At 46.6% G+C, this 11,005-nt stretch carries 9 protein-coding genes and 2 pseudogenes; 10 read left to right on the forward strand and 1 reads right to left on the reverse strand.

Annotation, left to right across the window (positions count from 1 at the left end):
• The first annotated feature begins 12 nt into the window (after positions 1-12).
• A complete protein-coding gene (locus tag C230_RS23970; protein ID WP_456151915.1) occupies positions 13-603 on the forward strand; it encodes a TcpE family conjugal transfer membrane protein in 591 nt (196 codons plus the stop codon).
• Positions 604-741: 138 nt separating this feature from the next.
• Here the strand turns inward: C230_RS23970 and C230_RS23975 are convergent.
• Positions 742-1,581: pseudogene (locus tag C230_RS23975) on the reverse strand (IS4 family transposase); the annotation flags it as partial.
• A gap of 514 nt (positions 1,582-2,095) precedes the next feature.
• Here C230_RS23975 and C230_RS0101975 point away from each other — a divergent pair.
• The 9 genes and pseudogenes from C230_RS0101975 to C230_RS0102015 form a co-directional block, all read left to right on the forward strand.
• Entirely contained in the window at positions 2,096-3,235 is a 1,140-nt protein-coding gene (locus tag C230_RS0101975) for an extracellular solute-binding protein (RefSeq protein ID WP_018130386.1), read from the forward strand.
• Positions 3,236-3,264: 29 nt separating this feature from the next.
• Positions 3,265-4,116 carry an ABC transporter permease gene (locus tag C230_RS0101980; protein ID WP_018130387.1) on the forward strand — a complete coding sequence of 284 codons (852 nt, stop codon included), beginning with the start codon at positions 3,265-3,267 and terminating at the stop codon, positions 4,114-4,116.
• On the forward strand, positions 4,113-4,940 hold the full coding sequence (locus tag C230_RS0101985) for an ABC transporter permease (protein WP_018130388.1): 828 nt from the start codon (positions 4,113-4,115) through the stop codon (positions 4,938-4,940). The genes C230_RS0101980 and C230_RS0101985 overlap by 4 nt, the downstream gene beginning before the upstream one ends.
• Position 4,941: 1 nt before the next feature.
• Positions 4,942-5,982: an ABC transporter ATP-binding protein gene (locus C230_RS0101990; RefSeq protein ID WP_018130389.1), complete on the forward strand. Its 1,041-nt coding sequence runs from the start codon at positions 4,942-4,944 to the stop codon at positions 5,980-5,982.
• A gap of 143 nt (positions 5,983-6,125) precedes the next feature.
• Positions 6,126-6,854 carry a glycerophosphodiester phosphodiesterase gene (locus C230_RS0101995; protein WP_040392644.1) on the forward strand — a complete coding sequence of 243 codons (729 nt, stop codon included), beginning with the start codon at positions 6,126-6,128 and terminating at the stop codon, positions 6,852-6,854.
• Positions 6,851-7,432 (forward strand): glycerol-3-phosphate responsive antiterminator, encoded by a 582-nt coding sequence (locus tag C230_RS0102000; protein ID WP_018130391.1) that lies wholly within the window; start codon positions 6,851-6,853, stop codon positions 7,430-7,432. The genes C230_RS0101995 and C230_RS0102000 overlap by 4 nt, the downstream gene beginning before the upstream one ends.
• 29 nt (positions 7,433-7,461) lie before the next feature.
• Positions 7,462-8,073: an MgtC/SapB family protein gene (locus C230_RS0102005; protein WP_018130392.1), complete on the forward strand. Its 612-nt coding sequence runs from the start codon at positions 7,462-7,464 to the stop codon at positions 8,071-8,073.
• Between the two features lie 249 nt (positions 8,074-8,322).
• Positions 8,323-9,993, forward strand: coding sequence for a glycerol-3-phosphate dehydrogenase/oxidase (locus C230_RS0102010; protein WP_018130393.1), 1,671 nt, complete (start codon positions 8,323-8,325; stop codon positions 9,991-9,993).
• Between the two features lie 633 nt (positions 9,994-10,626).
• Positions 10,627-10,911, forward strand: a pseudogene (locus C230_RS0102015) (transposase); the annotation flags it as partial.
• Positions 10,912-11,005 lie beyond the last annotated feature (94 nt).

The raw sequence follows: 11,005 nt of genomic DNA on the forward strand, positions 1-11,005 counted from the left end.
TGGACAATGGCGATGGCTTACCGTACGTATCGCAACCTGTATCGGATCCGTCCGTCCCTGTCGAGCTTGGGGCAGGGACGGTACCGTATCCGGTTGCCGCGGGGAGTGCAGATCAGCTTTGACACCGCCATCCTGACGGCCGTCTTGTGGCTTCCCTGCTCCCTACTCGTGGGGACGCTATTGGCCCGGTGGATTCCGGTCAGTCCGTTTTTGCTCGGCATCCTGGTTGCCGGATATGCCGGGTACCAGTTAAGCAAGCTTGACCCAGCGAGCAAGACCGTGGTGGCCTTTTTGTTGAACTTCGTGAAGTTTCTGTTTCGCCCGAAGGTCCATGATGGCTGGGAACCTCGCCCGAATCCGAAGGGGCGTCCGGAGCCGGTCTTGTGGCAGGTCCGGGTGGCGCTGATGGAAGACGGCCGGGTGGCCAGTTTGCCGGCGAAAGGCAAGGTGTCGCAGCTTGAGTTGCGGGTGCCTGCCAATATCAAGGTGCGAAAGGGCGTGGTGACAATACAGCACCGGGGGCAGCGTGTGGCTCCGGGGTGGTACGAGATCACCGAGGATGGGAAAGTTTTGCCGAAGAGGTTGCCGCCGAAACTGAAATAAACACACGAAAATCGAGGAAGGGAAAGCGAACGGCGGGGTAAAGGGAGTTCCCGAATCGTCTGGCGCGGTCATCGGAGCCGCAAGGCCGCAAGAGAGGCAGGGCTTGCGGTGATTCGGGACTAAAAACATCTCGCCGATTTCTTCCGCCGTGATATCAAACCGGTTCGTGACAATCTGGATGACATGGCCCTGTGAGTCCACTGCCTCCACCAGACGCAGCAGATGCTTCATTTGATTTTGAGGGGTTCCCAAAAGAATGATCGAGTCCGAGAGAATCTGTTCATGCTCGACAAGACGGTGATCGACGAGCTCAAACACGGCATTCTCTTTGAGGCGGGTTACAAAGAAAATCCCCCGTTCGCAGTACCCGTCAAACTTCTTATAGTCCACGTATCCTCGGTCGAATACATACATCGCTCCCGACTCGTCAATCAGTTCATCCATTTGTGTACGGTCATGCCGCTTTGCTGGGGTAAGGGCCACTTTATCCGGAGCTACATCATCCTGACTGGCAAATACAAGGCGCAGATGCATTTTGATGCCTGCCTTGGTTTCCCGGAAGACCGCCCACTTGTATTTCTGCAAGCAGAGACTGATGGTTGAGGAATCCACGATGTTTAAGCGACGACGCAGGCTGGTGGGGTTCGATCGAGTATGTACCAACGCTGTCAGATCATAGAAAATTCCAGCGAGCAGTCCAGGATCCACTTGCCTGTGTCTCCGGGAGAGTTGGGCGGCGCTGATCGACTCCAATCCCAAAGCTTGTTGAAACTCTTCCTGCACCAGGTCATCGGCGATCGCTCGAAGTCCTTCCCGTTTTTGCTGCACCGCATGCAGAAACAACAGGATGTAGGCCTTGGTGGTCAATTTTTTCACGTATTTGTCTTGTTTGGCTGCATCAATTTTTTCTTGCAGTTTGATTCGATTAAGAGGTTCGACCCATTTACCAAATGCCGAAAATAAGGTATCCTTGTCCATGCTCGAATCCTTTCAATGGATTTGGACAGGATCTACCTGTACGTTCCATTGTAAAGGATTTTTTTGGTTCGATCGACGAAAAGAATAGCTCTCGAAATAGTCCGTCAAAATTTATACAACGCTAGTGTAGAAGGTAAATGGCAGGTGGCCCCCTCTGCATCCTGTCACACTTGCATGAGATAGTCCTGCCGGGCATCAAGGAAGAAGTGGTTGAAAAAGTTGAGGGAAAATACAAAAACCTGATTTTTTTCGAAAAATAACTTGAAAGAGAGATTTAGTATATGATAATATCGAATTACCGGAAAATCTATTTAGATCTTTTTTGGCTTACAAACTTTTGGCGGAGAACAGGAGATGTCCAAAAGTGTGCGCTTCTTTATCGTTGCGTACCTTTTGGACACTTTTTTCTTCGGATTAAAGTAGGGGGGGTCTTCTTCAGGTTTAGGAAACAGACAATAAAGTGGTTGATTAATAATGATTTTAGCCGAATATTTTCGAATAGGGGAGATAGTTGATGGAGAAAAAATGGACGAAAAAGTTGTTGATTCCCTCTTTGGTTTCGATCATGGCTTTAGTAAGCGCCTGTGGCGGAGGGGGAGGCACAGCAAACTCCGGTACTCCTGCAGCAGGTACTGGAAGTGGACAGGCGGCGGACTACGACAAGCTGACTTCTGAGCAATTGGCAGAAAAAATCAAATCTGAAGGGTCGATCGTAAGTTACGGAATGCCAGACACTTGGGCTAACCTGGGGGAAATCTGGAAAGGTTTCACAACGAAATATGGCATTTCCCATACGGATACAGATATGTCCAGTGCTGAAGAATTGGCCAAGTTTGAGGCTGAAAAAGACAAGCCTGTTGCCGATGTTGGTGATGTTGGAATCACGTTTGGTCCTCAAGGAAAAGAAAGAGGAGTCTTGATGGCCCACAAAAACAAGTACTGGAACGAGATTCCGGATTGGGCAAAAGATCCAGATGGGTATTGGGCTGCTGAGTATACCGGTACAATCGCGTTTCTGGTAAACACAAAAAAGGTAAAAAATGTTCCAAAAACCTTTGACGACCTGCTGAAACCGGAGTACAAAGGAATGGTTTCCATTGATGATCCAACCCGATCCGCACAGGCAAAAGCCGGCGTGTTGGCAGCGGCTTTTGCCCATGGTGGAAATGAGTCCAATATTCAGCCGGGTATCGATTTCTTCAAAAAATTATTCAAAGCAGGTAACTATAAACCGCTTGAAGTAAATATTGCAAATATACAAAAAGGCGAAATCGGCATCGGAATCGTTTGGGATTTCAATGCACTGAACTGGAAAGACCAATTAAAAATGGATGAGATTACGGTTGTCATTCCAAGTGATGGAACCGTAAGCATTCCTTACGTCGCTGTAATTAACAAATACGCACCACACCCGTATACCGCAAAAGCATTTAACGATTATCTTTTCAGTGATGAAGCACAAATCGCTTATGCAAAAGGTTTCGCACGCCCGATCCGTAACGTAAGACTTCCTGACGACGTAGCAAAAAAACTGCTTCCAGCTGAAGCTTATGCATCCGCAAAAAACTTAAAAGACTTCAAAAAATGGGATGAGACTGCTTCCAAAACCCTACCTAGTTTGTGGGAAGAACAGGTTCTTCCGGAGCAGAAATAAGATATGGAAAGAAGGAACAGAAATCGGTTATGAAAAGAAAAAGCCTACTCTTGTGCGTGCTTCTGTTGCTTCCTTCGATACTCTTTTTATTTGCCTTTGAGGTATTGCCTGCACTTAACCTCCTTGCTAGTAGTTTTACTGGCAAGGAGGGGGGCTTTACCCTCGAACATTATCAAAAGGTTCTTTTCAGCAAGTTCTATATCCAGTCGATGAAAAACAGCTTGGTGCTTTCTTTGTTCTCATCATTTGTTGGTCTTTTGATCGGAACTCTTACTGCATACGGTATGTTCCGAAGTGGAGAAAATGTTCGTAAATGGATTACCACTTTTATCAGTATTACGGTTAACTTTGCCGGAGTTCCGCTTGCTTTTGCCTTTATGGTGATTTTGGGGAGTAATGGTATCGTAACGATCCTTTTTTCCCGGTTGTTTGGAATCAATATTTACGATACCGGGTTCACCCTGTATGGCAGTGTCGGTCTTTCTTTAGCGTACGTTTATTTTCAAATTCCTCTGGCAACGTTGTTGATGTTCCCGGCCTTTTTCGCTATCAGAAAGGAATGGGAAGAAGCGGCATTGATTCTGGGGGCTGGTCCTGCGCAGTTCTGGTGGAAAATTGGTTTGCCACTGATTACACCCGCTCTGCTGGGAACGGCAGGCATCCTGTTTGCCAACGCCATGGGTGCCTATGCAACCGCCTATGCGTTAACAACTGGTATCTTTAACATATTGCCGCTGCGACTTTCCCGTCTGATTGCAGGCGAAGTAAGCTATGAACCACAGTTGGCCAGTGCCATTGCAATTATCCTGGCATTTATCATGATCGGCGGTTTGTGGCTGAATCAGTGGATGTTGAAGCGGTATAAGGGGACAGGAGCATGAGTCGAAAAATCTTAATCGCGCTTATTTACGTTGTGGTGTTAACCTACTTGGGGATGCCAATTCTAGCCACTTTACTGTTTTCAATTGCCGATAAATGGGATGAGACGGTTTTGCCTACGACTTATACCCTACACTGGTATTCCTTAATGTTTAGCGATCCGGAAGTTTTGGCTGCTATCGGACGTTCACTACTGGTTGCCGGAGCGACTGTGTTGCTGAATCTGGTTCTGTTTGTTCCAACGTTCTTGATGATTAGTTTATTTATGCCCAGTGTACAGGGAGTCATGCGTTTACTCGCCATGCTTCCGTTTGCTCTACCGGGCGTGATATTGGCGGTAGGTTTAATCCAAATTTATTCCAAAGGCATCTTGCCCATTGCGGGAACATTTTGGATCCTGCTTTTTTCCTATATGGTGGCATGTCTACCGTATATGTTTAATGCTGTGATCAATAGTATTCAGGCGATTGACGGTAAACGCTTGCTGGAGGCTGCACAAACTCTGGGTGCCCCGCTGCCCAAGATCTTTACACAGGTTTTAATTCCTAACATTCTACCAGGGATCATCAACGGAAGTATTTTGACTTTCTCGGTAGCGCTCGGAGAGTTTGTGCTCGCCAACATGTTAGTCGGAGGTCAATTTCCGACCCTCCAGGTTATTTTGGAAAAGGCATCCCATAAAGATGGACATCTATCAAGCTCAATCGTTATTCTCTATTTTCTAATCGTAAGTATGGCATCGTTGGTACTGCTTTGGCTCATGGAAAAAGTATTCAACCGTCAAGCGGACAGTACCGGATACACGTCAAGTAACAAGGAGGGCTAACATGGCATATGTTGAATTAAAACAACTTAGTAAATCATACAAAAATCAGCATATTGTGAAAGGGGTTACTCTTTCAATAAACAAAGGGGAATTCCTTACACTTCTCGGCCCTTCCGGCTGTGGAAAAACAACGACATTGCGGATGATTGCTGGGTTAGAGGATGCAGATGCAGGTGAAATCTGGATTGCTGGAAAGAATGTAACCACTCTGTCGGCAAACGAACGAAAAATCGGCATGGTATTCCAATCCTATGCCTTGTTCCCTAATATGACTGCTTTGAACAATGTTATGTTCGGATTACGTATGCAAAAGGTGGACAAAGCAACAGCTCGCGAAAGGTCGATTAATTTGTTGCATCGGTTGGGATTGGAAGGACAGGAAAACAAACTTCCAAACCAGTTGTCAGGAGGACAACAGCAACGGGTAGCCTTGGCACGAGCACTCGTCGTCGAACCGGAAGTATTGCTCTTAGATGAGCCGTTTAGTGCACTGGATGCAAAAATAAGAGAATCTTTACGTGATCTATTAAAGGAATTACAGCGGGATCTCGGGATTACGACCATCTTTGTCACTCACGATCAAGACGAGGCGTTGGCGTTATCTGATCGGATCGCCGTCATGGAAAAGGGGGAGATTGTACAGTTGGACAAACCGGCAAAGATCTACAGCCAGCCAGCATCACGTTTTGTCGCAGAGTTTGTCGGTACTTTTAATTTTATCGACGCGTATGCGGTGGAAAGCAGAAAAATAAAATTTGGGAAATTCATACTGGAGAGTGCGGAAGATGTACGAATCGGACCGGTTACGATTGGTATCCGTCCGGAAAGTCTCAAAATGACAAGTGACAACTATTCATCCAACTTTCTTGAAGGCCGGTTGACAGGCATCAGCCTCCGTGGAAATGTCGTACGTTTGAAATGTGACGTTGAATCTAAAGAGTTTATCATCGACGTATTGAATGATGAAGATACTCTGGAACTAAAAATTGGTGAATCGATTCGTTTTTATGTGAACAAGGAAGCGCTTGTATTTTTTTCTTAAGTTCAGGGGCAAGATAAATAGTCTCTGATTTACGGGAGTCACGTTTGGACAGGTGAAGGGAAAAAGTTGAGGACAGGAAACGGGAGATGTGGCCTTACAAAATATAGTGATTTGGGGGAGAGAAAAGCGTGGGGAAGTGGCCGATGATTATTGCACATCGGGGTGCCTCAGTCGATGCTCCAGAAAACACGTTGGCTGCCTTTAAACTTGCAATTGAACAGGGAGCGCAGGGTGTTGAATTTGACGTGCATTTGACATCTGACAAAAAATTGTGTGTCATACATGATCATACATTGGAGCGTACAACCAACCTAACCGGTCCAGTTTTCGCAAAAACGATGAACGAACTGCAAAATGCGGATGCCGGGAGTTGGAAGCACCCGCGGTTTAGGGGGGAAAAAGTACCGGAGATGGAGGAAGTACTTTCCCTATATACGGAAGGCACTTTTGTTAATCTAGAGATAAAAAACGGCCCCATATTTTATGAGGGGATTGCCAAGATTGTTTCCGAAAAGATTCTCCCGTGGAAAAACAATCTTCGTTTCCTGATCTCTTCCTTTGACCATAAAGTGCTGGAGGAGGTGTATCGTGCGGACCCTACGCTCCCGCTCGGGATCTTGTTTGAAGCGAGGCTTTACAATTTACTCAGCTATATACGATCGCTTCCTTTTCCCGTATACTCCTGCAATGTTTGGCACCATTACGTAACACCTGCGTTTGTTGATGCTCTGCATCGAGAAGGAATCGCCGTGTACACCTATACGGTAGATAAAATGGAGGATGTCGAGCGGATGGCAAGTGCAGGTGTTGATGGTATCATTACCAATGTTCCAGGAACACTGGTAAGAATGGGAGGGTTAGTTAAGAAATGAGACTGTTGTCTGTCTTGCGGGAAAAGCCTATCATATTGGCACTCAAAAATGATAAGGATATTGAACTGGCCGTAAAAAGCAGCGCCAAAGTGGTCTTTTTGCTGGGCGGGAATATTTTTGAGATGATAGATCCTCTCGGGCAATTAAAACAATCTGGAAAAAGCGTATTTTTGCATGTGGATATGATGGGGGGAGTTGCCAGGGACGCTCATGGAATAGAGTATTTGGCCAAACAAACACCCATCGATGGGATTGTTACAACCAGAAGCAACCTGATCCAGTGTGCGAAGACGTGCGGGATGATAACTGTTCAGCGCCTTTTTCTGCTTGATTCGTATTCTCTTAACACAGGGATCAAAATGGTTGAACAGTCAAAGCCGGATGCGGTCGAAATGCTGCCTGGATTGGTTATTCCCCGGCTCTCGTCGGAATTGAAGAAACGAATTAAGCTGCCGATTATTGCAGGCGGATTTATTAATGAACTGGCTGATGCAGAATTGATATTGCAGGCAAACGTAGTAGGGCTATCAACATCAAGCCGAACATTGTGGCAGTGGCAAGACGGTCAACCAGAATAGATGAAGGTGGGGGATATGGAGACGCCTAAATGAAACATGTTGTCGGTAGACGGCGGTTTTATAAAGGGGGAGTTATCTTGGGTAACATATGGAGTCTGATTGGAATTACGGACAGTCAGGAGTTTTGGGGAATCATGATCCGGATGGTAGCCGCTCTGGTGATCGGGGCGATAATAGGACTTGAACGACAACGGTATCACCAGGTAAAAAGTAAAGCACGTGTGGCGGGGATTCGGACGTATTCACTCGTATGTTTTGGGAGCTGTTTATTTGGGATCGCTTCACAATACGGATTCGAAGCGTATGTTCTTTCTTCGGGAACTGTAACCGACCCGGGGAGGATCGCAGCCCAAGTGGTGGCCGGTGTCGGATTTTTAGGAGCAGGTGCGATTATAAAGGAACAAGGCCAGATTAAGGGATTGACCACTGCTGCGGGATTATGGGTATCTGCTGCATTGGGGATTGTGTTGAGTTCTAAAATATTTTTAATCGGTATCATTGCCGCTATCATGACATACATTACATTGGATTTACCTAAACTGTTTCCAAAACTATTTGAACCGAAAGTCGACGATGATCTGGCTAAAGAAACGAGTACGAAAACGGACACTTTGGAGGTTTTCCATCGGGGAAGAGATTGAGAACGGGCGCTGTCCGCCAAGATTCTTGTTTATTCCCGGCAGATAAAAATTCGCCTAAGGAGTTTCCTTGGAAAGACGAAATTCCTTGTTTTTTCCTTGGCACATCTGTCGCATTATAAAAAATACTGGAACCTTTCAAGGGTAGGAGACTTAGAGAACCCTTTTGTTGAGAGTGCATACCTTTCAATCCGGTATGTATGCGGGCAAGAGGGTTCACTTTTTATTTTGATTTGGTAGGAGGAAGAACTGATGAAAAGGAGCTTCAATGGAATGGATCGAACAGCGAATTTGCAACGGATGGCGGACACCGTTCTCGATCTGTTGGTCATCGGTGGTGGTATTACAGGAGCGGGCATCGCTTGGGATGCCAGCCTGCGTGGGATGCATGTTGGGGTGTTGGAAAAAAATGACTTTGCTTCGGGCACGAGCAGCCGTTCGACCAAACTGATTCACGGTGGACTGCGCTACCTGAAGCAAGGAGAGATCATTTTGGTGAGGGAAGTGGGACGTGAACGAGCTTTGCTGCACAGCAAGGTGCCACATCTAGTGATACCCACCCCGATGCTCTTACCGATTTTTCAAGGGGGAACTTATGGTTTTTGGGCAACTTCGATCGGACTGTACATTTATGACCTCTTGGCCGGAGTGAAACGTGGCGAACGGCGTACAATGTTAAATCGTGAAGAAACAATTCGGATGGAACCATTGATCAAGACAGACGGACTGAAAGGTGCCGGTTATTACTACGAATACCGCACTGACGATGCACGATTGACAATCGAAATTCTCAAAACGGCTGTAGAAAACGGTGCACTGATCGGTAATTACGCGAAAGTTACGGGATTTGTTTATGAGGACGGCAAGTGTACGGGGGTAAAAGCGGAAGATCAATTAACACAGAAGGTCTTCATCATTCGCGCTAAGAAAATCGTGAATGCTGCGGGCCCGTGGGTTGACCAAGTGCGGAAGCGGGATGGGGTGCTAAACGGGAAACGGCTATTTTTGACAAAAGGAGTGCATCTTGTGTTTCACCACGACCGGTTACCTGTTCGGCACGCTGCCTATTTTGATGTACCGGATGGACGCATGATTTTCGTGATTCCGCGTGGCGACGTGACATACGTAGGGACCACAGATACGGCCTATTCGGGATGTGTTGACGAGCCGAGAACGACTATAGCGGATCGTGATTACCTGATTTCGGCCGTGAATCAGATGTTCCCTAGCGTAAACTTGACACCGGAAGACGTGGTTTCCACTTGGGCGGGCCTACGGCCGTTGATTTATGAAGATGGAAAAAAACCATCCGAGCTTTCCCGCAAAGATGAGATTTTCCTGTCCCGTTCCGGGTTGATCACGATTGCCGGCGGTAAATTGACCGGGTTCCGGAAAATGGCCGAAAAGGTAGTGAATCTTGTGGCCGCTCAATTGAAAAACGATGAAGGAATCGTTTTTCCAGATTGTTCCACTGTACAGGCTCCGATCAGCGGCGGATATCTGGAAGGGTACGAATACGAGCAATGGAAACAGATTGTAGCCCTTGAAGGTAAGCAACGGGGAATCGACGATGCGGCCGTTTCCGAATTACTTTCATTGTATGGAGCCAATGTTCTAAAAATCTATCAGTTATTTGACTCAATCTACGATTATGATTCTAAAATTAGACTACTGCGTGCGCAGATCCTCTACTCGATTCAGTCGGAGATGACCGTAACTGCCGTCGATTACTTAGTTCGTCGAACCGGTTTGCTTTATTTTGACCGTATCCGAACTGAAGAAACTGCTCGACGGGTCGTGGAGATCATGGGTGATGTGCTTGGATGGGATGTTCAGGAAAAACAGGCTCAACTTGCAGCAGTCGAGGCGGAGATTGCGGTAGTCAAACATTTGCCCGCGACAGAAACAGCGAGGGTACCTTAAACGTACGCATGTCAAAAAAACGTAGCTCTTCCGGATTTTTAAAGAACTACGTTTTGTCTGTAAGAATGGTTTTGGTGCTTATGCCGCAGAGAGAGACGATTTTCAAATCGAGATCACTCTTTTCAAACCAGGTGTCCATATGATGACATATCATGATGCCGTACATCCCTTGCATATAGGGATTCCGGTGGGAGACAAGGTGAAGTCGTTTTTAGTGGTATTGCCCGCATTCCGCTCGTCCTGGGACAGGCAGCTGTACGAACCTGCATACCATACCCGCAACCGACTGCCCGTTGATATCGTCCCAAAAGACCTACTTGGGAGGAAAGCAACATAAATTGTTTCCTGCAATAAGGACTGTATGGAAGCGAAATGCAGTTGCGGTTGACAGACCGTGTACTTGATCGGTCGTTTTACAGCTTGGCGATTTTTTCGTTCGCGGTAGAGGTCATCCAGAGAGCCCTTTGCCGTCGATTGTTGTCTCTTTTAAAAATATTTGAAGTTGTTTAATTAGGAACTGCTGAACGGTTCGAAAACCCTTGAACCACAAGGATTTTGAAGTGTTTGTATCGAAATCATGTGCATGGCTTTTGCGTGAAACCATTCAAAAACCGTGCACATGAGGTGGTTAATTTGTATCGGCCCACCAAGCGAAAAATTCTTTTGCCGGATGACTTTTTCCTCCCATTTGGTGGGAAGTTGAATAAACAGAACCGTTGGGTCAAACTCGCTCAAATGATCCCTTGGTGGAAAGTGGAGACACACTACGGTGAATGGTTCAAATCCTTCACGAAGGGACAGAAGGCCTACTCCGTCCGTGTGGCCCTTGGTGCCCTCATCATTCAGGAACGCTTGGGACTGAGCGACCGGGAAACCGTTCAACAGATTACCGAAAACCCCTACCTCCTAACTTTTATGATAAGACTCTCGGAATTAAAATTTCCTTACAGGCTCTAGTCTCTTGACTAGGGCCATTTATTGTTTCACCCCCAAAACAGGAGTGCGAACAAAT

This window comes from Effusibacillus pohliae DSM 22757 (assembly GCF_000376225.1).
GTDB lineage: Bacteria > Bacillota > Bacilli > Tumebacillales > Effusibacillaceae > Effusibacillus > Effusibacillus pohliae.

Excerpts from the sequence above, each read along its gene's own strand:
- C230_RS23970 (WP_456151915.1), top strand. The coding sequence starts at position 13 with ATGGCTTACCGTACGTATCGCAACCTGTATCGGATCCGTCCGTCCCTG.
- C230_RS0101975 (WP_018130386.1), top strand. The coding sequence starts at position 2,096 with ATGGAGAAAAAATGGACGAAAAAGTTGTTGATTCCCTCTTTGGTTTCG.
- C230_RS0101980 (WP_018130387.1), top strand. The coding sequence starts at position 3,265 with ATGAAAAGAAAAAGCCTACTCTTGTGCGTGCTTCTGTTGCTTCCTTCG.
- C230_RS0101985 (WP_018130388.1), top strand. The coding sequence starts at position 4,113 with ATGAGTCGAAAAATCTTAATCGCGCTTATTTACGTTGTGGTGTTAACC.
- C230_RS0101990 (WP_018130389.1), top strand. The coding sequence starts at position 4,942 with ATGGCATATGTTGAATTAAAACAACTTAGTAAATCATACAAAAATCAG.
- C230_RS0101995 (WP_040392644.1), top strand. The coding sequence starts at position 6,126 with ATGATTATTGCACATCGGGGTGCCTCAGTCGATGCTCCAGAAAACACG.
- C230_RS0102000 (WP_018130391.1), top strand. The coding sequence starts at position 6,851 with ATGAGACTGTTGTCTGTCTTGCGGGAAAAGCCTATCATATTGGCACTC.
- C230_RS0102005 (WP_018130392.1), top strand. The coding sequence starts at position 7,462 with ATGAAACATGTTGTCGGTAGACGGCGGTTTTATAAAGGGGGAGTTATC.
- C230_RS0102010 (WP_018130393.1), top strand. The coding sequence starts at position 8,323 with ATGAAAAGGAGCTTCAATGGAATGGATCGAACAGCGAATTTGCAACGG.